The sequence below is a fragment of the Mycobacterium sp. NTMscope_MAC_269 genome, from assembly GCF_976985695.1.
Genome location: NZ_OZ335668.1, coordinates 4,506,992 through 4,526,685 on the forward strand (window position 1 = coordinate 4,506,992; position 19,694 = coordinate 4,526,685).

Sequence of the window (19,694 nt, forward strand, 5' to 3'; positions counted from 1 at the left end):
TCGCGGCGCGGTGATCAGTCGAACAGCACCGCGGCGTTCAGGTAGCCGGTCGGGTCCAGCGCGGCCTTGAGCGCCCGCATCGCGGCGATGTCGGCGGGCTCGCGTGACATGCCGAGATAGGGCCGCTTGCGGCTGCCGACGCCGTGCTCGGAGCTGACATTGCCGCCGGATCGCGCGATGAGGTCCATCATCGGCTCGTAGAGGTGCCGCTCCTGCTCACCCGGGCACCGCAGCACGTTCAGGTGCAGGTTGCCCTCGCCGATATGCCCGAACAACAGCGGCAGCGCCTCGGGTGCATGCGTGTGCACCAAATCGACTGCGTTGCTTTCGAATTCGCCGATCACCGACAGCGGCAGCGAGACGTCGAACTTCAGCGGCGGGCCGTACACGCCGAGCACCTCGGCCAATGATTCGCGAACCTGCCACAACCGTTGCTGCGCAGCAAGATCCACGCCCACCGCCGGTTCGCCGCACATGGGCACGTTGTCGAGCAGTTCGGCGAGACGCTCGGTCTGGTCGTGATCGGCGGCCAATTCCACCAGCAGCAGCCAGTCCCCCGTGACCGGCGAACCCACGCCGCGGTGCTCGCGGGTCAGCGCGGCCGCCCGGCCGTCGATCAGCTCCAGGGCCGCGATGCCGTCCACGTCGCGGAAGATGCGGCCGGCGGCCACCAGCGCATCCAGGTCGGCGAACCCGCAGATGGCCGTCACCCGGTGCGGGGGGATGGCGTGCAGCCGCAGGTCCAGCCCGGTGATGACGCCGAGCGTGCCCTCGGCGCCCACGAACAGCGCCGGCAGGTCGTAGCCGGTGTTGTCGCGGCGCACCCGGCTGTGCCGGCGCAGCAGTGCCCCGTCGGGGAGCGCGACCTGCACGCCGATCACCTGCTCGCCCATGTTGCCGTACCGGACGGTGCGCAAGCCGCCGGCGTTGGTCGACGCCATGCCGCCGACGGTCGCCGTGTCGCGGGCGGACAGGTCCACGCCGAACACGAGATTGGCCGCAGCCGCGGCCTGTTGGACCGCGGCCAGGGTGGCGCCGGCGCCGACCTCGATGCGGCTCTCGACGGTGTCGACGTCCCCGAGGGTGTGCAGCCGCTCGGTGGACAACAACACGTCGTCGTGCTCGGGGACGGTGCCGGCCACCAGCGAGGTCCGGCCGCCCTGCACCGTCACGTGCGCGCCGGCGTCGCGGCACACGCGCAGCACCTCGGCCACCTGCTCGGGCGAGCCGGGCCGCACCAGCGCGCTGGCCCGCCCGCGGTAACGGCCGGTGTGGTCGACGCTGCGCGCGGCCAGCACGTCGGGGTCGGTGACGACGTGATTCGACCCGACCAGGCCAGCCAGGCTACGCAGCATGCTTGCGGTTATAGCACCGCATTAGAACAAGTCCTTGTGGTTCACGTCGGTGATCAGCCCGCCATCCATGATGAATTCGCTGCCGGTCGCATACGACGATTCGTCGCTGGCCAAAAACAGCACGAACGTTGCGACCTCCCGCACGTGCCCGGGCCGGCCCAGCGGGACGGTCACCATGTCCTCGGGCAGATGCTTGGTCATCGGGGTGCGAATGAAGCCGGGGTGTATGGAGTTGACCCGGATGTTGTGCTTCGCCAGCTCCAGGGCGGCCGACTTGGCCAGGCCCCGCACCCCCCACTTGGACGCGACGTACGGGTGCACCATGGGCGCGCCGCGCAGACCCTCGATCGACGACACGTTGATGATCGACCCGCCCCCGGCGGCGATCATCGGGTCGACGGCCACCCGCATGCCCAGGAACGTTCCGGTCAGGTTGACGTCAATTACCTTCTGCCACTTGGCCAGATCGAAGCTCTTCAGCGGGCCGAGCGCGACAGTGCCGGCGTTGTTGACCAGCACGTTGAGCTTGCCGAATTCGCCGATGGCGGTCTGCACGGCGGCTTCCCACTGGTCGGGCTGGGTGACGTCGAGGTGCACGTAGCGCGCGGAGTCGCCGATCTCGTCGGCCAGCGCCTTGCCCTGCTCGTCGAGGATGTCGCCGATCACCACCTTGGCGCCCTCCTCGACGAGCAGCCGCGCGTCTTCGGCGCCCATGCCGCCGGCGGCACCACTGATCAGTGCAACTTTGCCGTCTACTCGACCCACGTGGGTCTCCTTTCGATTTAAGTGGTCACCAAAGTGCTTGGTGCGTAAAGGCCTTTTCCGGTGACCAGCGGCAGATCGAGCGTGGTCCGGATGCCCGGCGGCGCCGCGATCACCGCGGGGATGGCGTTGACGACGCGCCCCGCGGCGCCCGCGATCGCGGCGTGGTTGTGGTCGCCCTTGCGGCTGCTCGGAATGATGTCGACGGCATAGGAGGGCTCGCCGGTGATCTCGACGCGGTACGAGCCGTCGCCCGCGGCGGGCTGGGGCAGGTCGGGGCGCAGGTCGGGCCGCAGCCGGGTGACGTGCTCGATGACGATGGCGGGGTGGCCCTTGACCATGCCGCGGATCTCGAACTGCAGCACGGCCACGGTCCCCTTGGCGACGCGGCCGATCGCGATGTCGAAGTCTTCCGGCGCCGGCTCGCGCTGATACGACTCGGTGATCTCGTCGACCTCGATGCCCAGGCCGGCCGCCAGCTGACGGATCGCGGTGCCCCAGGCGATGCTGAGGATCCCCGGCTGCAGCAGCATCGGGATCTCGTCCATGGGCTTGGCGAATCCCATGTAGTCCATGACCTCGGTCCCGTTATAGGACGCGTAGTCGTGAATCTCCATGCAGCGCACCTGCTCGATGCGCTGACACGTGCCCGCGAGCGCGAACGGGATCAGGTCATTGGCGAACCCCGGGTCGACACCGCTGATGAAGATGCTCGAATTACCTTGTTTGGCAGCGTCTTCCACGCGGGCGATGTACTTGTCGGGCATCACGCCCCACGGGTACTGCAGCAGGCCCGGCGAGGATCCGACGACGTTGATGCCGGCGGCAAGGATGCGCATGACGTCGGCCATCGCCTCGGGCAGCCGGGTGTCGCCCATCGCGCAGTAGACGACGCACTCGGGCTTGGCGGCGATGATCGCGTCCAGGTCGTCGACGGCCGCGACGCCGGTGACCACTCCGGGGTCCAGGCCGACGCCGCACAGCTCCCCCGCGTCCTTGCCCACCTTCTCGGGGGTGGAGACACACACCCCGGTCAGTTCGAACTGCGGGTTGGTGATCAGTTCGGCGAGGGCCAGCCCACCGACGTTTCCGGTACCGACGTGCGCGACGCGGAACGCCATGACAGTCTCCGTCCGTTGAGCGCTCAAAACTTTTCTAGACAGTAGTCCATTAAATTGGGCACGCATACCGGCGGACCGCCCGCCGTCCGCGGGGGCAGAATCAACCGTTGATGACAGCACGCGAAGACATTCAGTTCCCGTCCGGCGACGACCTGATCAGCGCCTGGCTCTATCGGCCGCCCGGCGACGGGCCCGCGCCGCTGCTGGTGATGGCGCACGGCCTGGGCGCGGTGCGCGGCATGCGCCTGGACGCCTACGCCGAACGCTTCAGCGCGGCCGGCTACGCCTGCCTGGTGTTCGACTACCGCAATTTCGGCGACAGCGCGGGCCGACCGCGTCAGGTCCTCGATGTCGGCATGCAGCTCGCCGACTGGGCGGCGGCCGTCGACTACGCCCGTACCCTGGCGGGGATCGACCCCGACCGAATCGCGTTGTGGGGCACCTCTTTTGCCGGCGGTCACGTGATCGCCACCGCGGCGCGGCTGCCGGGCATCGCCGCGGCCATCGCCCAGTGCCCCTTCACCGACGGCCTCGCGTCGGCGCGCACCATCACCAACCCGTTGGTCGTCGCGCGCGTCACCACCCGCGCGGTGCGCGACGTGCTCGCGAGCAAGCGGGGCAGGCCGCCGGTGCTGGTCGCCACCGCGGGCCGGCCCGGCGAGGTCGCGTTGATGAACACCCCCGACGCGTATGCCGGCTACCTGCGGCTGGTGCCCGACGGCGTTGACCTACCCAACGAGGTCTCCGCCCGAATCGCGTTGCAGGTCTTCACCTATCGCCCGGGACGCCTGACGCCGAAGATCTCCTGCCCCATCCTGTTCTGCGTGTGCGAGGCCGACTCGGTGGCGCCCGCGGCCGCGACCCTGCGCCACGCCGCCAAAGCGCCCCGCGGCGAGGTCAAGCTGTATCCCGAGGGCCATTTCGCGATCTACGTCGACGACGCGTTCGAGCGGGTGGTCGCCGACCAGCTCGCGTTCCTCGACAAGCACCTACGGACTTAGGGTCCCAGCGGCGACGTCGTGCGGATCGCCTCGTCGCGGATCAGTCCGCGCAGCAGCGCGGTGCTGAACTCGGCCGCGATCTCCTTGGCGGAGCGCCGCCCGCTGGGCCGCAGCCAGCGGTAGCTGCCCAGCGTCATGCCGATGTAGCCCAGCGCCAGCACGTGCGAGTCGCACTGGTAGAACTCGCCGCTGGCGATCCCGCGGTCGATCAGGCCGTGCACGTGGTGGTAGACCTGCGCCTCCTTCTCGCGGACCTCGGCGACCTGCTCGCTGGTGAACCACTCGGTGATGTACGGCTGCTCCTGGAAGTACACCGCGGCCCGCTCGGGGTCGCTGGCGATGCCGGTGAGCAGCCGGACGGTGTATTGGTAGAGCGCCTCGCGCGCCGTCCAGGACGGGTCGTCGTGCACGGCGGCCAGCGTGCCTTCCGCGGCCTGGCGGTAGATGTCGAACAGAATCAGCGACTTGCTGGCGTAATAGTGATAGACGGTGGCCTTGTTCAGGCCGATCACGTCGGCCACGTCGTCCATCCGGGTGCCGTGGTAGCCGCGCGCCGCGAACAGCTTGGTGGCGACGGCGAGCAGCTCTTCGCGCCGCGTTTGCCCATTGGGTGTGATGCTGTCGGTGGGCATCTGTTCTCACTATCGTCGGTACGGGCAGGCCAGCCCCGGTTCGGCCAAGAATAACTATCAATCAACTGGTTGGACAGTTTAAGCAAAAACGCCGGGTGTCCCGTCGACGGGCATGCGACTAGACTCCTCATCGAACGCGATTCGAGAGGTGGGACCGATGGATCCGAGCCCGGATTACGACGGAAGCGACGAGATCGAGTTCTTCATGCGGTACCTCACCTGGGGTTTGCGCGGCGTCACGGACGGCAACGGCTACCCGCCCCCGGCCTACCCGCCGGTCTAGCCCCATCTTTTTCGTGGCGACCCGCTACGCCCAGCTCCGCTGCGCTTGCGATCACCACGATGGTTATAGCGCTTTGAGCTCCTCGGCGACCTCGGTCACCGATTTCTTCGCATCCCCGAACAGCATGCTGGTGCCCTCGCCGTAGAACAGCGGGTTGTCGATGCCCGCGAACCCCGAGTTCATCGACCGCTTCAGCACGATCACCGACTTGGCCTTGTCGACGTTGAGGATCGGCATGCCGTAGATCGGGCTGGACGCGTCGTTGCGGGCCGCCGGGTTGGTGACGTCGTTGGCGCCGATGACGATCGCGACGTCGGTGCGCGCGAACTCGTCGTTGATGTCGTCCATGTCCTTCATGGCGTCGTAGTCGACCTCGGCCTCGGCCAGCAACACGTTCATGTGCCCGGGCATCCGTCCGGCGACCGGATGGATGGCGTACTTGACCTCCACGCCCTTGTCTTCCAGCAGGGCGGCCATGTCCTTGACGGCGTGCTGCGCCTGCGCGACGGCCAGGCCGTAGCCGGGCACCACGATCACCTGGTTGGCGTAGGCCATCTGGATCGCGGCGTCGGCGGCCGAGGTGGCCTTGACCGTCTTGTCCCCCCCGCCGTCGCCGCTGGGCGCCACCCCACCGCCGCCGAAGCCGCCGGCGACGATCGCGGGGATCGAGCGGTTCATGGCCTTGGCCATCAGGTTGGTCAGGATCGAGCCGGATGCACCAACGATCATGCCGGCCACGATCATCGCGGTGTTGTTCAGCGCCAGCCCGGCGGCCGCGGCCGAGAGCCCTGTCATCGCGTTGAGCAGCGAGATGACCACGGGCATGTCGGCGCCGCCGATGGGCAGCACCACCATCAGGCCCAGCACGCCGGCGGCGGCCAGCAGCCCGATCATCCACCACAGCGACGCCCCGCCGGTGCCGGGATGGGCGTGCAGCCCGATCACCACCGCGGCGACCACCGCGGCGACCAGCAGCAGCAGGTTCACCGGCTGCTGGGCCCTGCCGAAACCGATCGGTGCGCCCGAGATGATCTCCTGCAGCTTGCCGAACGCGATGATCGATCCCCAAAACGAGATCGAGCCGATGATCGCGGCGAACAACGACGCCACCACGATGTGCACGGTCGGCGACTCACCGTGCTGGAAGGCCGAAAACCCGGTTGTCTCCATGAATTCCGACAGCGCGATCAGCGCGACCGTGCCACCGCCGACGCCGTTGAAGAACGCCACCAGCTGCGGCATCGCCGTCATCTTGGTGTAGCGCGCCGGCGGGACACCAAGCACCACGCCCACCACCAGACCGGCGATGATCAGCACCCATTGGTCGGTGTGGCGGATCTTGACCAGGGTCGCCGCGACCGCAATCGCCATACCCACGGCGGCGATCAGGTTGCCCCGCACCGCCGTCTTGGGCCCGGTCAGACCCATCAGGCCATAGATGAACAGGGCAAAAGAAATGATGTACAGGCCGATGACCAAGTAGTTCATTTGGCGGCCGGCTCCTCACTGTTGGCGGGCACCGGTTTCTTCTTGCCCTTGAACATGCCCAGCATCCGGTCGGTGACGATGAACCCGCCGATGACGTTCAGCGTGCCGAACACCACCGCGACGAACAGGATGATCTGCACGGCCAGCGAGGGATGCTCGACCGTGCCGAACACCACCAACGCGCCCAGCACCACGATGCCGTGAATGGCGTTGGTGCCCGACATCAGCGGCGTGTGCAGCGTGTTGGGCACCTTGGAGATGACCGCGAACCCGACGAACCCGGACAGCACCAGGATCGCCACGTTGGCCAACAGTTCGTCGTACATGTAGTCCTCTCAGTCCCGCGTCACACAGGAGTCCGCGATGACCTCGTCGTCGAAGTCCGGCGCCAGCTTGCCGTCGGTGAGCAACAAATCCAGTAGCGCGGTGATGTTCTTGCTGTAGAGCTCGGAGGCATGCTCGGGCATCGTCGCCGGCAGGTTCAACGGCGAGGCGATGGTGACGTCGTGCTTGACGACGGTCTTGCCCGGTTCGGTGAGCTCGCAGTTGCCGCCGGTCTCACCGGCCAGGTCCACGACCACGCTGCCGGGCTTCATCGCCTCCACGGCCGCGGCGGTCACCAGACGCGGCGCCGGCCGGCCCGGGACCAGCGCCGTGGTGATCACCACGTCGAAACCGCTGATGGCCTTCTCCAGCGCCTGCTGCTGCTGCGCGCGCTCCTCCTCGGTCAGCTCGCGGGCGTATCCGCCCTCCCCTGCCGCGTCGATCCCGATGTCGAGCCATTGCGCGCCCACCGAGCGCACCTGGTCGGCGACCTCGGGCCGCACGTCGTAACCGGTGGTGCGCGCGCCGAGCCGCTTGGCCGTCGCCAACGCCTGCAGGCCGGCCACACCCACCCCGAGCACCAGCACCGTGGCCGGCTTCACCGTGCCGGCCGCCGTCGTCAGCATGGGGAAGAACCGCGTCGCCTCCGAGGCCGCCAACAACACGGCCTTATAGCCGGCCACGTTGCCCTGCGACGACAAGGCGTCCATCGCCTGCGCCCGCGAGATCCGCGGGATGGCCTCGAGCGCGAACGCCTGCACCCCGGCCGCCTTGAGCGCGCCGATTGAGTTCTCGGCATTGCGCGGGGCGAGGAAGCCGATCAACGTCTGCCCGCTGCGCAGCTTGCCGACCTCGTCCGCGGTCGGCGGCGCGACCTTGACCACGACGTCGGCGGCCCACGCGTCCCCGATGCTGGCGCCGGCCTCGGTGTAGAGGGCGTCGGGCAGCAGCGCCCGCTCGCCCGCGCCCGACTCGACCACGACCGCCACGCCGCCGCCCACCAGCGACGCCACCGCCTTCGGCACCAGCGCGACCCGCCGCTCGTCGGCCCCGGACTCGGAGACCACTCCTACCTTGACCGCGTTGGTCTGCGCATCTGTCATGGCGCGTACATCTACTTTCCGTACTGTTACGTACTGTCCGTGCCGATGGGCGTGGCGCTGGCTCGGCCGCGCGCTTCGCTACCTTAACCAGGTTTCGCCATGGATGGGTGATCGGCTCTAGGCCACCCGGGGCCGGATACCCCGCCCGCGGACGATCGACTCCCGGTCGATGCTTCGCCGCTGTCCGGCGATGCAGTAGCTCCCGCACCGTTGTGAGGTCACAAGGGGCCGTTGTTGCTACCAGAGCGGGATGTCGTGGCCGTGTTCGGACGACGGGCGGGGCCCGAAGAAGCGTCGCTGCGATTCGTCGATCGGCACATCGTTGATGCTGGCTTCGCGGCGGGCCATCAGACCCGACTCGGTGAACTCCCACAGCTCGTTGCCGTAGCTGCGATACCACTGGCCGGACTCGTCGTGGCACTCGTATTGGAACCGCACCGCGATGCGGTTGTCGTGGAAGTCCCACAGAACCTTGCGCAGCGCGTAATCGAGTTCGCGCTGCCACTTGCGGGTCAAGAACGCCACGATCTCGTCGCGGCCCACGATGTGTTCGCCGCGGTTTCGCCACTGCGAATCGACCGTGTAGGCCAGGCTGACGCGGTGGGGATCGCGGGTATTCCAGGCATCCTCGGCCGCCTGTACCTTCTGGATCGCGGTCTCGCGCGTGAACGGCGGGAACGGGGGGCGGGATTCGGTCACGCCCTCATCCTGCGCGAGCAGACACAGAATCGCACTAATCCGCACTGCAGCATGCGATTTTGCGTCTGCTCGCGCCGTCCGATGACACGTGTCCTATCGTGACGGGCATGGACTTCGCGATGTCGGCCAAGGCCAGCGACTACCACAAGCGGCTGACCGATTTCATGACCGAGCATGTGTTCCCGGCCGAGGCCGACTACGACAAGCACCGCCACGATGCCGGCCCGCGCGACCACACGGTTCCCCCCGTCGTCGAGGAGCTGAAGATCAAGGCCAAGCAGCAGGGCCTGTGGAACCTTTTCCTGCCGGCCGAATCGGGGCTGACCAACCTCGAATACGCGCCGCTGGCCGAGATCACCGGCTGGAGCCTCGAGATCGCCCCCGAGGCGCTCAACTGCGCGGCGCCCGACACCGGCAACATGGAGACGCTGCACCTGTTCGCCACCGAGGAACAGCGCAAGCAGTGGCTCGAGCCGCTGCTCAATGGCGAGATCCGCAGCGCCTTTTCGATGACCGAGCCGGCCGTCGCCAGCAGCGACGCCCGCAACATCGAGACCTCGATCGTGCGCGACGGCGGCGACTACGTGATCAACGGGCGAAAGTGGTGGACGTCGGGGGCGGCCGACCCGCGCTGCAAGATCCTCATCGTGATGGGCCGCACCAACCCCGACGCGGCCAGCCACCAGCAGCAGTCGATGGTGCTGGTGCCGATGGACACGCCGGGTGTGACGGTGGTGCGCTCCACGCCGGTCTTCGGCTGGCAGGACCAGCACGGGCACTGCGAGATCATTTACGACAACGTGCGCGTGCCGGTCACCAACCTGCTGGGCGAGGAGGGCGGCGGCTTCGCGATCGCCCAGGCCCGGCTCGGCCCGGGCCGCATCCACCACTGCATGCGCGCCCTCGGCGGCGCCGAGCGCGCCCTGGCTTTGATGTCCGACCGGGCCCAAAAGCGTGTGGCGTTCGGCCGCCCGCTGGCCGAGCAGGGTGTGGTGCGGGAGTCAATCGCCAAGTCGCGCAACGAAATCGACCAGGCGCGGCTGCTGTGCGAGAAGGCGGCATGGACCATCGACCAGCACGGCAATAAGGCCGCACATCTGCTGGTCTCGCAGATCAAGGCGGTGGCCCCGCAGGTGGCCTGCGACGTCATCGACCGCGCCATCCAGGTGCACGGGGCCGCCGGTGTCAGCGACGACACGGTGCTGGCCCGTCTGTACGGCTGGCACCGCGCCATGCGGATCTTCGACGGCCCAGACGAGGTGCACATGCGCACCATCGCGCGCGCCGAGCTCGGCCGGGAGAAGTCGGCGCTCGCCGCGGCGGTCACCGCGCATGACTGAGGCGTTGCGAGAACTGTCGGGCGCGTGGAACTTTCGTGACGTCGCAGAAGGCACCGCGGCGCTGCGCCCCGGGCGGCTGTTCCGCTCCGGCGAACTGAGCGGACTCGACGACGACGGCCGGGCGACGCTGAGCCGGCTGGGCATCACCGACGTCGCCGACCTGCGGGCGACCCGCGAGGTCGCCCGGCGCGGGCCGGGGCTGGTTCCCGACGGTGTCGAGGTGCACCTGTTGCCCTTCCCCGATCTCGGCGAGCAGGACGCCGGCACCGACGACGCGGCGCCGCACGAACACGCCTTTCAGCGGCTGCTCACCGGCGAAGGAGAATCGGAGCAGTCGGGCCAATCCGTCGATGAAGCCGCCACCCGCTACATGATCGACGAATACCGGCAATTCCCCACGCGTAACGGGGCGCCGCAGGCGGTGCACCGCGTCATCTCACTGCTGGCCGCCGGGCATTCGGTGCTCACGCACTGCTTCGCCGGCAAGGACCGCACCGGCTTCGTGGTGGCGACGGTGCTCGAAGCGATCGGCATCGATCGCGACACCATCCTGGCCGACTTCCTGCGCAGCAACGACGCGGCCCCGGCCCTGCGGGCGCAGATCTCGGCGATGATCGCGCAGCGCCAGGACGCCGAGCTGACCCCGGAGGTGGTGACCTGGACCGAGGCGCGGCTGTCCGACGGCGTGCTCGGGGTCCGGGAGGTCTACCTGGCCGCCGCGCGCCAAACAATCGACGAGGAATTCGGCTCGCTGGACGCCTATCTGCGCGCCGCGAGCGTCAGCGAGTCAGACGTGGAGCGCCTGCGCGAAGCGCTGCTCGCCTGACCCGCCGACCACGGCGTCGCGGGCTCAGCCCAGCTTGAAGCTGGCCTGCTGGGCGGCGGACAAGTCGGTGATCTGTCCCCACTTGGCGGCGATGTCATCGACCGACGGCACGCTGTCGAAGGTGATGCCGTCGTTCTGGAACAGCGCGGTGCGCTGCACCTTGCCGCCGCCGACGATGAACACCGAGTCGGTGTCGGTCAGCTCCTCGGTCATCAAGTAGGCCACCACCGGCGCGACGTATTCCGGGGTGAGCTTCTCGAAGACCTCCGGCGGCAGGATGTCCTGCGTCATCCGGGTGGCGGCGATCGGCGCGACCGCGTTGGTCTTGATGTTGTACTTGGCACCCTCCTGGGCCAGCGTGTTGATCAGGCCGACCAGGCCGAGCTTGGCGGCACCGTAGTTGGCCTGCCCGAAGTTGCCGAACAGACCGCTGGTGGAGGTGGCGACCACGACGCGGCCGAAGCTCTGCTCACGGAAGTGCGGCCACGCGGCGCGGATGACGTTGTACCCGCCGTAAAGGTGCACCTTGAGCACGGCGTCCCAGTTCTCGAAGGACATCTTGTGGAACGTGCCGTCGCGCAGGATGCCCGCGTTGCTGACCACACCGTCGACCTTGCCGAATTCGTCGAGCGCGGTCTTGACGATGTTCTCGGCGCCTTCGGATTCGGCGACGCTGTCGTAGTTGGCGACCGCCCGGCCGCCGGCATCCTTGATCTGCTTGACCACCTCGTCGGCCATGTTGTGGCCGGCGCCGGTGCCGTCGCGGGCGCCGCCGAGATCGTTGACCACGACGCTGGCGCCTTCCTTGGCGAGGGTCAGGGCGTACTCACGGCCCAGTCCCCCACCGGCTCCGGTGACGATGACGACGCGATCCTGCACTCCGGGCATTAGGTTCCTCTCTGCTGTGAAAAACTCTGTCTAGCAACTGGTTCGGCGAAGCCGGGTCAGAACATCCGGCGAGCCATCTTGAAGGCCCGCTCGGTGTATGGAGGGTAGATGAAGCTCGACAGGTCGGGGCGGGTGGGCTTGGTCAGGACCGCCTTGCGGTGGCTGAACTCGTCGAAACCCCACTTGCCGTGGTAGGCGCCCATGCCCGACGCGCCGACCCCGCCGAAGGGAAGCTTGGCGGTCGACACCTGGAAGGCGACGTGGTTGACCAGCATGCCGCCCGCCGGCACCTCCTTGATCACCCGCTCGCGGGTCTCGCGGCGTTTGGTGAACAGGTACGCCGACAGCGGCTTGGCTCGTGAGTTCACGAAACGTATTGCCTCGTCCAGGTTTTGGACGGTGATCACCGGCAGGACGGGACCGAAGATCTCGTTTTGCATCAGCGGGCCGTCCGGGTCGGGGTCCACCACCACCGCGGGCTGGATGCGCAGTGTCGACGCGTCGCAGGCCCCGCCGACGGTGACCGTGCCGTCGGATCCGGAAAGGTAGCCGCTGATCCGGTCGAACTGCCGCTGGTTGATCACCCGCATGCCGTCCGGCTTGTCGGAGGTGAACTTCGTGATGGCGGCGCCGATCTTGTTCACCAGTTCGTCGCGAATCGTAACGTCGGCCAACACGTAATCCGGTGCGACGCAAGTCTGTCCGGCGTTGAGCAGCTTCATCCAGGCGATCCGCTTGGCCGCCACGTCGACGTCGGCGTCTGCCGCGACGATCACCGGGCTCTTGCCGCCGAGTTCGAGGGTGCAGGGGGTCAGGTGCGGCGCCGCGCCCTCGTAGACCTTGCGGCCGATCTCGGTGCCGCCGGTGAACATCACCCGGTCCAGGCCCTGGGCGATGAGTTCCTGGCTCGTCGCGCCGTCGCCCTCGATCACGGCGATGGCGTCGTTGTCGAGGTACTTGGGCACCAGCTCGGCCATCACGCGCGAGGACGCGGCCGCGATTTCCGACGGCTTGAGGATCACGGTGTTCCCGGCGGCGATCGCTCCGACGGCGGGGCCCAGCGTCAGGTAGAAGGGGTAGTTCCAGGCGCCGATGATCAGCACGGTGCCGTAGGGCTCGTATTCCACCCAGCCGCGGCCGGGCAGCTGCGGCAGCTCCAGCAGCTGATACTTGCGCCGCGTCCACTTGCGGACCCGTTTGGCCGCGTACTTGGCCTCACCCGCGGTGGTGGCGATGTCGGCGATGTAGGCCTCGAAGGGGCTGCGATCCAGGTCTTCGGCGAGCGCGGCGGCCAGCGCGGCCTCGTTCTCCTCCATCAGCTTCACCAGTTGCAGCAACTGCCGCTTGCGCCATTCGATGTCGCGGGTGCGCCCGGTGGCGAAGGTCTGACGAAGCCGGGCAACCGTGGCGGCGATGTCGGCCGTTGTGGTCCCGTTCGTGGAGTCCGTGGCGAGCGACGTCTTCGATGCAACCGATTCGGTGGTCATCATTGTCCTTCCCGAGCAGAGTCCCGCCGCGTGGCGGCCGCTCATCGGTGATAACCGCGATACTAACCATCCGGTTGGGAGAGCAGTAGAAAGGATCGGGGCGGGCGAGATAGTCCGCCGCGGGGAACCGCTCTCCCACGGTCAGCCGCACGGTTCCGGGGGCCACCGAGCTTTGCGCGGTCGCCGGCACGTGCAGCTCCCCGGCCGCAAAGCATCGACGGCCCGCGGTTCGCTACCGGCGCTCGGCGATCACAAAGTCGGAGAAGGCGTCCCTGTCCTGGTCCAGCTCAGAACTCTGCACTCCGCGGCCCAGGCGGTGCATCTCGTCGATCGAGTTCTGCGCCGTGGCGCGCCAACCGTTTTCGTTGAGCCAGTCGGCGAGGTTCGCGCGGTGCTCGTCGCGGTACATCAGCTCGCCGACGTCGATGGTCTCCTCCAGGCCGAGCTGATCGGCCACCTTCTTGAACCGCTCCCGCATCTGCTGGCGCCGCTCCTCGGCGTGCATCGGCGCGGTCTCGGCGGAGACCCGGCTGCCCGCCGGACTCAGCTCGCCGATCTGCGTGAACAACTTGTCCTGCGCCTCGGCGGGCAGGTACATCAGCAGTCCCTCGGCCAGCCAGGCGGTCGGCTGCGCCGGGTCGAAACCCGCGGCGCGCAGGGCGGCCGGCCAGTCTTCGCGCAAGTCGATCGCCACCTCGCGGCGATCGGCGGACGGCGTGGCGCCGCTTTCGGCCAGCGTGGTGGTTTTGTAGTCCAGCACCTGGGGCTGGTCAATCTCGTAAACCGTGGTGCCCGCCGGCCAGTCGAGGCGGTACGCCCGCGAGTCCAACCCCGACGCGAGAATCACGACCTGCCGGATCCCGGCGGCGACGGCGTCAGCGAAGTATGAGTCGAAGAAGTGGGTCCGCACCGCCTGATAGCCGCGCATGTGCTGGATCCGGGCCGCGGATTCCTCATCGATGGATTCGATCTTGGCCACGACGTCCGGGTCGAGCATGGCTTCCCACAAGACCTCGGCACCGGCGTTGTTGACGAGCAGCCGGGCGTAGGGGTCGCGGATCAGCGCGTCGGGCTGCTCGGTCTCGATCGCCCGCGCGGCGGCCACCATCACCGCGGTGGTGCCGACGCTGCTCTTGATGTCCCAGCTGTCGTCGTGGGTGCGCAGTGAGCTCATGCATTAACTCCTTGGGGTCTTGTCAGCGAAGGTCAGGCGGTGGTCCCGCCGAGGCGCGCCCGCAGCAAGATGCTGCGCACCGCCTCGTCGGAAAGGTCGTCGGGTACCGCACGGCCGAGTCGGGCCATCTCGTCGCGGTTGTCTATGGCCTGGACGTGCCAGCCGTGGTCGCTCAGCCACGCGGCGGCGTCCGAGCGGTCCGGCTCGTGATAGGTCAGCGCCTGGACGTTGACGTCCAAGCCGAGTCGCTCGCGCATCCGCAACCAGCGCTGCGAGTTGCTCCGGGAGTTCATGCCGAACACCTCGATCGCGACCTGACTGCCGGGCGCGCTGAGCGCGGTGAACATCTCGAACAGCCGGTCCTGTGCGTCGCTGGGCAGGTACGGGAGCAGCCCCTCGGCCAGCCACGCGGTCGGTTGCGTGCGGTCAAACCCGGCGGCGGTCAGGGCCGCGGGCCAGTCCTCGCGCAGATCGACCGGGACGGGATGGCGGATGGCGGTCGGCACGGCGCCGTGCTGCTGCAGGATGCCGGCTTTGTATTCGAGCACCTTGGGCTGATCGATCTCGTAGACCGTGGCGCCGGTGGGCCAGTCCAGCCGGTAGGCCCGCGAATCCAGCCCGGCGGCCAGGATCACCGCCTGCCGGATTCCGGAACGCACCGCGCCGTCGAAGTATTCGTCGAAGAAGTGAGTGCGCACGGCCTGGTAGTCGATTCCGGTTCGATGCGCGCGGCGCCCGTGCTGATCGTCGTCGAGCCAGGCCAGCTCGGGGTCGGCGAGCCGCGCCCAGGCCGGGCCGGCCGAGGACACCAGCAGGCGGGCGAACTCGTCGCGGATCAGCGGATCGGGGCCGGCGGTCTCCGCCGCGCGCGATGCGGCGACGCCCAGCGCGGTGGCGCCGACGAGTTCGGTGATGGACCAGCTGTCGCCGGCGGACCGCACGGAAGGCGGCATCGAGGCATCCAGGTCAGTCATATCCCGACCATGGTACCGGGATAAGTTAGTTAGCCTATACGCTTTGTGCGCAACTTCACTCGCGTCGCCGCAGCGCGCCCTCCAACAGCTGACGCAGCACCCCGGTGAGGGCCAGGATGGCCTCCGGGCTCTGGATGTAGCCCGCGTACAGGCCCACCCCACAGATGAGCACGAGCTGCGCCTCCACCAATGCCGACGCGTCGAAGTCGCTGACGATCTCCCCACGCTCGATCGCCTCGGTGACCCAGCGCATCAGGAATTCGCGGGCAATCCGCACGGACTCGTTTTCAGCTCCGGCCAAATCCGGATGGCGCTGCGATTCCAGTACGCCGCTGATTAAAAAGGCGGATCCGGCCGGATTCTCGGCATTAGCTCGCGTCGCTTCGTAGATGAATGCCGTCAACTGCGCCGCCAGCGTGGACTCTTGCTCGGCTTGTTTGATACCGACCCCGAGGACGCGTTTGTTCGTCTCGTTGAGAACTTCCCGATACAGGGCGCGCTTGCTCGAAAAGTAATGGTTGATCGCCGGGCGGGTCAGGTCCGCGCGAGACGCGATGGCCTGGAACGTCGCTCCGTCGTAGCCGCGTTCGCTGAATACCAAACGAGCAGCTTGGATGATTCGCTGCCGGGTCTCGTCCGCCTTCGCCGCAGGCGGACGGCCCGGCCTGCGATTCCCCCGAGGAAGCATTGCTAGAGTGTGCCACCGCCACGGTGGGGCATTAGCGCATTTGGCGGAATACTGCCAAATTTTCCGGCGCGATAGTCCTCGAGCGCCTCGATCAATTCCGCGCGGGTGTTCATCACGAAAGGCCCATAGTGGAATACCGGCTCGCGAATGGGCCGGCCACCAAGAAGCAGCACATCAATGGCGGTTGCGCCGCCCGAATCCCGCGCTCGCTGCGCGCCGACGGTGATCCGATCACCGGGGCCCAGGACCGCCAGCTGCCCCGCGTGGATCGGGTGGGAGACCGGGCCGATGTACCCGCTGCCCGACAACACGTACACGAGCGCGTTGAAGTCGCGCCGCCAGGGAATGTTGAGCCGGGCCCCGTTCTCGACGGTCGCGTGCGCGAGCGTGATCGGCGTGTGCGTGACGCCGGGTCCGCGATGGCCGTCGATCTCGCCGGCGATGATGCGGACCAGCGCTCCGCCGTCGTCGGACGCGAGCAACGCGGCGTCGGCTCCCTCGATGGCCTGGTACCGCGGCGGCGCGAACTTGTCCTTTCTCGGCAGGTTCACCCACAGCTGGACGCCGTGAAAAAGGCCCCCGCTGTCGACCAGTTCGGCCGGCGGCGTCTCGATGTGCAGGATGCCCGAGCCGGCGGTCATCCACTGCGTGGCCCCGTCGGCGATCAGGCCGCCGCCGCCGTGGGAGTCCTGGTGAGCGAATTTCCCGTCGAGCATGTAGGTGACGGTTTCGAAGCCGCGGTGCGGATGCCAGTCGGTGCCCCTGGGCTCGCCCGGCTCGTAGTCGACCTCACCCATCTGGTCCATGTGCACGAACGGATCCAGGGCCGCGGCGCCGACCCCGGCGAAGGCGCGGACAACCGGAAAACCTTCGCCCTCGTACCCGCGCGGGCAGGTGGTGATGGACCGCACCGGCCGCTCGGTGTCGGCGGGACCGGGGCCGTGGACTCGCGGCAATGTCAGCGTGTTGGCCGTAACTGCAGGCAACAGACCCTCCTCGTAGAGCGGAACTACCCGGTATAACCGGACTGTGGTCCACTTATTCCGAAGCGGTCCGCGCCACCGCGCGGCCGGCGCGACGCGCGGCCGCCCCGACATCGATTTGCCGGGGCGGCTGCGCGAAGTGTGCGAATGGGTGGATCAGGATTTGCTGCGCGCGCTCTTGGCGGCAGACTTCTCAGTGCTCTTGCCCTGATGGGCCAGCTGACCGCCGGCGCTTTCCAGGTGCGCCCGCACAAACCACTGGAACTTCTCCAGCTGCCCGGCCTGGCCGATCAGCAGGTCCTGGGTCACCTGGTCGAGTTCGTCCGTCTCGTCGATGTATTGGCGGATGTCTTCGATCACGCCGTTGTAGACGAGATCCAACGCGGCCAAGTGGGCCTGGACGGTGTCGCGGCCAACCGAATAGTCGTCCCACGAGCGGTCCTTGATGATGGCACCAGGCGTACCCTGCGGCGAAGAACCCAGGGCGGCAATGCGTTCGGCGACATCATCGGCAAAGCCGCGCACCGCCTCCACCTGTGGGTCGATCATCTCGTGCACACCGATGAAGTTCGGGCCGACGACATTCCAGTGAATGTGCTTGAGCGTCAGGTGGAGATCGTTGTAGGTGCTCAGTTGCTTTTGCAGCAGCTCGGTGAGCCGCGCCGCCTGCTTGTCGGTCAATCCCGGAATCGTGAACTGAGTCATCGCGGGTTTCTCGCTCCTTCCGTGCTTCCTGCCATGGTGTTCCCACACAGTTACTTGCGGTGTTGGGTACCCGATGGCGGGTGCGAAAAACCCGGCGGATCACAGCGAGCGGATTTGCTGCACCGGCAGGCGCGGTCCCCGCCGCGGTTCGTATGCCAATCCGCTGGCTTCGAGCAACCGGACCACCCGCTGGCGGTGCGGCCGCATCGGCTCCAGCAATTCGAGCATCCCCGCGTCGTCGACCGGCTCTCCCCGCAACGTCCAGCCGATCATCTTCGGGATGTGGTAGTCGCCCACCGATACGGCGTCGGCGTCGCCGAAAGCCCGCTGCGCGGTCTCGGCGGCGGTCCACTCTCCCACGCCCGGCAAGGACATCAAGGCCTCGCGCGCCTGCGCCGCCGGCCGTGACATCAACCGCTCCAGCGAAGCGGCGCGCTGCGCGCAGGTCACCACCGTTTGCGCCCGCCTCGGGTCGACGTTGGCGCGGTGAAACTCCCACGACGGGATGGTTCGCCACTGCTGCGCCGACGGCAGCACCCGCATTCCCTCCGGGGCCGGACCCGGCGCGGGGGTCCCGTACTTGGTCACCAGCACACGCCAGGAACGAAACGCGTCGGCGCCGGGCACCCGCTGCTCGATGATCGCCGGGATCAGGGCCTCGAGCACCAGCCCGGTGCGGCCCAGGCGCAGGTGCGGAACCCGTCGGTGCGCGGCGGCGACCGTCGGGTGCCGTGGCACGAAGTCCGAGGCATCGTCCTGAAGACCCAGCATGGCGGGCAGCATTTCGACGAATTCCTGCGCACCGCCGCCCCACGCCACACAGTGCGCGGCGTCGGGGGCCGCGCGGGTGATCCGTGCCGTGACCGGGCCGGTGGGGAGCAGGCTGGTCCGCCAGATAGCGCCGTCCCCCGGCGTCCGGAAACAGGGATCCGCGGGGCCACGGCGAAGCGGCGACAGCGTGTGCCCGAAGCTGGCGGCGCCCGGGAACACGACCGTGCGTGCGGTTTTCACCTGATGACTCCCCGACTGCCGTGATTGACCGTGAACTGCGTCCCACGTCAATATTGCGGTGTGATGACGCCGTTCGATGACCCGCAGGGCGAACTCGCTTGGATGTTCCTGCAGAGCACCAGCGACGGCGGCGATCTGGACGAGGGTTTCGCCCTGCTCAGCGACGACTTCACCTACTGGACGCTCTATACCCGCACCGCCTGTGACAAGGACGCGTTTCGGCGTGGGGTGGAGCGGCGCAAACAAGAACTCGAACTGACCATCGACCTGGTGCGCTGCGTCAACGAGGGAGAGACCGTGGTGGTGGAGGCGCAGGCCACCGGCACGACGTCCGCCGGCGCCGCCTACGACAGCCCGTTCGTCTGCATCTTCGACACCCGTGACGGGCTGATCGTCTCGATGCGCCTCTACGGCGACACCCGGGCGGTGGCCTCGGCGCTTCCGGGGTGGGTCCCCTACTGAGGCGAGAAGCTGATGTCGGCCTTGTTCGGATAAAACGCGACATGCCCGGCGATCGCGGCGACCGCCGGATACGGCTGCTCGTAGGTCCAGATCACGTCGTCGACGGTGTCACCGGACGAGGTCGTCACGCTGTAGTAGCTGGCGTCGCCCTTGAACGGACAGTACGTGCTGGTATCCGTGCGGATGAGCCGGCCCTGCGCCACGTCGGCGATCGGAATGTATTGCACCGCAGGGATTGTGGCTTCGCGCAGTTCCAGCGCGGCGGTGGTGTCGGCCACCAGCTCGCCGTTGACGCGGACCTGCACCCGGCCCTTCGTGGGTTCGATGGTGATGGGATGCCCCGCGTTTGGCTCCAGGACTTGCCGGTGGGCCATGATCGATACCTCCT

At 68.0% G+C, this 19,694-nt stretch carries 22 protein-coding genes; 5 read left to right on the forward strand and 17 right to left on the reverse strand.

The window, feature by feature from the left end:
• Positions 1 to 14: 14 nt before the first annotated feature.
• From ACZ50Z_RS21340 to ACZ50Z_RS21350, 3 genes are read right to left on the reverse strand one after another with little or no spacing between them, the layout of a single operon-like run.
• Positions 15 to 1,355, reverse strand: coding sequence for an FAD-binding oxidoreductase (locus ACZ50Z_RS21340; protein WP_464485332.1), 1,341 nt, complete (start codon positions 1,353 to 1,355; stop codon positions 15 to 17).
• Positions 1,356 to 1,376: 21 nt separating this feature from the next.
• Positions 1,377 to 2,120, reverse strand: a complete 744-nt coding sequence (locus ACZ50Z_RS21345; RefSeq protein ID WP_464485333.1) for a glucose 1-dehydrogenase — start codon at positions 2,118 to 2,120, stop codon at positions 1,377 to 1,379.
• A gap of 17 nt (positions 2,121 to 2,137) precedes the next feature.
• On the reverse strand, positions 2,138 to 3,238 hold the full coding sequence (locus tag ACZ50Z_RS21350) for an NAD(P)H-dependent amine dehydrogenase family protein (protein ID WP_464485334.1): 1,101 nt from the start codon (positions 3,236 to 3,238) through the stop codon (positions 2,138 to 2,140).
• A gap of 110 nt (positions 3,239 to 3,348) precedes the next feature.
• Between ACZ50Z_RS21350 and ACZ50Z_RS21355 the strand changes: the two genes are divergently transcribed.
• Positions 3,349 to 4,239 (forward strand): alpha/beta hydrolase, encoded by an 891-nt coding sequence (locus ACZ50Z_RS21355; RefSeq protein ID WP_464485335.1) that lies wholly within the window; start codon positions 3,349 to 3,351, stop codon positions 4,237 to 4,239.
• Here ACZ50Z_RS21355 and ACZ50Z_RS21360 read toward each other — a convergent pair.
• Positions 4,236 to 4,871, reverse strand: a complete 636-nt coding sequence (locus tag ACZ50Z_RS21360; RefSeq protein WP_014381479.1) for a TetR/AcrR family transcriptional regulator — start codon at positions 4,869 to 4,871, stop codon at positions 4,236 to 4,238. The genes ACZ50Z_RS21355 and ACZ50Z_RS21360 overlap by 4 nt on opposite strands.
• A 157-nt stretch (positions 4,872 to 5,028) precedes the next feature.
• Here ACZ50Z_RS21360 and ACZ50Z_RS21365 point away from each other — a divergent pair, with 157 nt between their 5' ends.
• A complete protein-coding gene (locus ACZ50Z_RS21365; protein WP_003874194.1) occupies positions 5,029 to 5,154 on the forward strand; it encodes a hypothetical protein in 126 nt (41 codons plus the stop codon).
• A gap of 63 nt (positions 5,155 to 5,217) precedes the next feature.
• Here ACZ50Z_RS21365 and ACZ50Z_RS21370 read toward each other — a convergent pair whose 3' ends face one another.
• The 4 genes from ACZ50Z_RS21370 to ACZ50Z_RS21385 form a co-directional block, all read right to left on the reverse strand.
• Entirely contained in the window at positions 5,218 to 6,642 is a 1,425-nt protein-coding gene (locus tag ACZ50Z_RS21370) for an NAD(P)(+) transhydrogenase (Re/Si-specific) subunit beta (RefSeq protein ID WP_464485336.1), read from the reverse strand.
• Complete coding sequence (locus ACZ50Z_RS21375; protein WP_464485337.1) at positions 6,639 to 6,968, reverse strand: NAD(P) transhydrogenase subunit alpha part 2; 330 nt, start codon at positions 6,966 to 6,968, stop codon at positions 6,639 to 6,641. The genes ACZ50Z_RS21370 and ACZ50Z_RS21375 overlap by 4 nt, the downstream gene beginning before the upstream one ends.
• 9 nt (positions 6,969 to 6,977) lie before the next feature.
• Positions 6,978 to 8,069, reverse strand: a complete 1,092-nt coding sequence (locus ACZ50Z_RS21380; RefSeq protein WP_464485338.1) for a Re/Si-specific NAD(P)(+) transhydrogenase subunit alpha — start codon at positions 8,067 to 8,069, stop codon at positions 6,978 to 6,980.
• A gap of 237 nt (positions 8,070 to 8,306) precedes the next feature.
• Positions 8,307 to 8,768, reverse strand: coding sequence for a nuclear transport factor 2 family protein (locus tag ACZ50Z_RS21385; protein ID WP_464485339.1), 462 nt, complete (start codon positions 8,766 to 8,768; stop codon positions 8,307 to 8,309).
• A gap of 119 nt (positions 8,769 to 8,887) precedes the next feature.
• On the opposite strand from ACZ50Z_RS21385, the gene ACZ50Z_RS21390 reads away from it, so the two are divergent.
• On the forward strand, positions 8,888 to 10,108 hold the full coding sequence (locus ACZ50Z_RS21390; RefSeq protein ID WP_464486342.1) for an acyl-CoA dehydrogenase family protein: 1,221 nt from the start codon (positions 8,888 to 8,890) through the stop codon (positions 10,106 to 10,108).
• Entirely contained in the window at positions 10,101 to 10,934 is an 834-nt protein-coding gene (locus ACZ50Z_RS21395; RefSeq protein WP_464485340.1) for a tyrosine-protein phosphatase, read from the forward strand. The genes ACZ50Z_RS21390 and ACZ50Z_RS21395 overlap by 8 nt, the downstream gene beginning before the upstream one ends.
• Positions 10,935 to 10,958: 24 nt before the next feature.
• On the opposite strand, the gene ACZ50Z_RS21400 is transcribed toward ACZ50Z_RS21395, so the two are convergent.
• From ACZ50Z_RS21400 to ACZ50Z_RS21435, 8 genes are all read right to left on the reverse strand, one after another.
• Complete coding sequence (locus ACZ50Z_RS21400) at positions 10,959 to 11,822, reverse strand: SDR family oxidoreductase (RefSeq protein ID WP_464485341.1); 864 nt, start codon at positions 11,820 to 11,822, stop codon at positions 10,959 to 10,961.
• Between the two features lie 56 nt (positions 11,823 to 11,878).
• Positions 11,879 to 13,312 carry an aldehyde dehydrogenase family protein gene (locus ACZ50Z_RS21405; protein ID WP_464485342.1) on the reverse strand — a complete coding sequence of 478 codons (1,434 nt, stop codon included), beginning with the start codon at positions 13,310 to 13,312 and terminating at the stop codon, positions 11,879 to 11,881.
• Between the two features lie 229 nt (positions 13,313 to 13,541).
• On the reverse strand, positions 13,542 to 14,483 hold the full coding sequence (locus ACZ50Z_RS21410; RefSeq protein ID WP_464485343.1) for a class I SAM-dependent methyltransferase: 942 nt from the start codon (positions 14,481 to 14,483) through the stop codon (positions 13,542 to 13,544).
• Positions 14,484 to 14,515: 32 nt separating this feature from the next.
• Entirely contained in the window at positions 14,516 to 15,457 is a 942-nt protein-coding gene (locus ACZ50Z_RS21415; protein WP_464485344.1) for a class I SAM-dependent methyltransferase, read from the reverse strand.
• 55 nt (positions 15,458 to 15,512) lie between these two features.
• Positions 15,513 to 16,145, reverse strand: a complete 633-nt coding sequence (locus ACZ50Z_RS21420; protein WP_464485345.1) for a TetR/AcrR family transcriptional regulator — start codon at positions 16,143 to 16,145, stop codon at positions 15,513 to 15,515.
• A gap of 2 nt (positions 16,146 to 16,147) precedes the next feature.
• The gene (locus ACZ50Z_RS21425; protein WP_464485346.1) at positions 16,148 to 17,131 is read right to left on the reverse strand and encodes a pirin family protein; all 984 of its coding nucleotides are present in this window, start codon (positions 17,129 to 17,131) and stop codon (positions 16,148 to 16,150) included.
• A gap of 153 nt (positions 17,132 to 17,284) precedes the next feature.
• On the reverse strand, positions 17,285 to 17,833 hold the full coding sequence (locus tag ACZ50Z_RS21430; RefSeq protein ID WP_464485347.1) for a Dps family protein: 549 nt from the start codon (positions 17,831 to 17,833) through the stop codon (positions 17,285 to 17,287).
• A gap of 99 nt (positions 17,834 to 17,932) precedes the next feature.
• A complete protein-coding gene (locus tag ACZ50Z_RS21435; RefSeq protein ID WP_464485348.1) occupies positions 17,933 to 18,844 on the reverse strand; it encodes a DNA-3-methyladenine glycosylase family protein in 912 nt (303 codons plus the stop codon).
• 60 nt (positions 18,845 to 18,904) lie between these two features.
• On the opposite strand from ACZ50Z_RS21435, the gene ACZ50Z_RS21440 reads away from it, so the two are divergent.
• On the forward strand, positions 18,905 to 19,306 hold the full coding sequence (locus tag ACZ50Z_RS21440) for a nuclear transport factor 2 family protein (protein ID WP_464485349.1): 402 nt from the start codon (positions 18,905 to 18,907) through the stop codon (positions 19,304 to 19,306).
• Here ACZ50Z_RS21440 and ACZ50Z_RS21445 read toward each other — a convergent pair.
• Positions 19,300 to 19,680, reverse strand: coding sequence for a DUF427 domain-containing protein (locus ACZ50Z_RS21445; protein ID WP_464485350.1), 381 nt, complete (start codon positions 19,678 to 19,680; stop codon positions 19,300 to 19,302). The two genes, ACZ50Z_RS21440 and ACZ50Z_RS21445, sit on opposite strands and share 7 nt — an antisense overlap.
• Positions 19,681 to 19,694: the final 14 nt, after the last annotated feature.

Excerpts from the sequence above, each read along its gene's own strand:
- ACZ50Z_RS21340 (WP_464485332.1), bottom strand. The coding sequence starts at position 1,355 with ATGCTGCGTAGCCTGGCTGGCCTGGTCGGGTCGAATCACGTCGTCACC.
- ACZ50Z_RS21350 (WP_464485334.1), bottom strand. The coding sequence starts at position 3,238 with ATGGCGTTCCGCGTCGCGCACGTCGGTACCGGAAACGTCGGTGGGCTG.
- ACZ50Z_RS21355 (WP_464485335.1), top strand. The coding sequence starts at position 3,349 with ATGACAGCACGCGAAGACATTCAGTTCCCGTCCGGCGACGACCTGATC.
- ACZ50Z_RS21360 (WP_014381479.1), bottom strand. The coding sequence starts at position 4,871 with ATGCCCACCGACAGCATCACACCCAATGGGCAAACGCGGCGCGAAGAG.
- ACZ50Z_RS21365 (WP_003874194.1), top strand. The coding sequence starts at position 5,029 with ATGGATCCGAGCCCGGATTACGACGGAAGCGACGAGATCGAGTTCTTC.
- ACZ50Z_RS21370 (WP_464485336.1), bottom strand. The coding sequence starts at position 6,642 with ATGAACTACTTGGTCATCGGCCTGTACATCATTTCTTTTGCCCTGTTC.
- ACZ50Z_RS21375 (WP_464485337.1), bottom strand. The coding sequence starts at position 6,968 with ATGTACGACGAACTGTTGGCCAACGTGGCGATCCTGGTGCTGTCCGGG.
- ACZ50Z_RS21380 (WP_464485338.1), bottom strand. The coding sequence starts at position 8,069 with ATGACAGATGCGCAGACCAACGCGGTCAAGGTAGGAGTGGTCTCCGAG.
- ACZ50Z_RS21390 (WP_464486342.1), top strand. The coding sequence starts at position 8,888 with ATGTCGGCCAAGGCCAGCGACTACCACAAGCGGCTGACCGATTTCATG.
- ACZ50Z_RS21395 (WP_464485340.1), top strand. The coding sequence starts at position 10,101 with ATGACTGAGGCGTTGCGAGAACTGTCGGGCGCGTGGAACTTTCGTGAC.
- ACZ50Z_RS21400 (WP_464485341.1), bottom strand. The coding sequence starts at position 11,822 with ATGCCCGGAGTGCAGGATCGCGTCGTCATCGTCACCGGAGCCGGTGGG.
- ACZ50Z_RS21405 (WP_464485342.1), bottom strand. The coding sequence starts at position 13,312 with ATGATGACCACCGAATCGGTTGCATCGAAGACGTCGCTCGCCACGGAC.
- ACZ50Z_RS21410 (WP_464485343.1), bottom strand. The coding sequence starts at position 14,483 with ATGAGCTCACTGCGCACCCACGACGACAGCTGGGACATCAAGAGCAGC.
- ACZ50Z_RS21415 (WP_464485344.1), bottom strand. The coding sequence starts at position 15,457 with ATGACTGACCTGGATGCCTCGATGCCGCCTTCCGTGCGGTCCGCCGGC.
- ACZ50Z_RS21420 (WP_464485345.1), bottom strand. The coding sequence starts at position 16,145 with ATGCTTCCTCGGGGGAATCGCAGGCCGGGCCGTCCGCCTGCGGCGAAG.
- ACZ50Z_RS21430 (WP_464485347.1), bottom strand. The coding sequence starts at position 17,833 with ATGACTCAGTTCACGATTCCGGGATTGACCGACAAGCAGGCGGCGCGG.
- ACZ50Z_RS21445 (WP_464485350.1), bottom strand. The coding sequence starts at position 19,680 with ATGGCCCACCGGCAAGTCCTGGAGCCAAACGCGGGGCATCCCATCACC.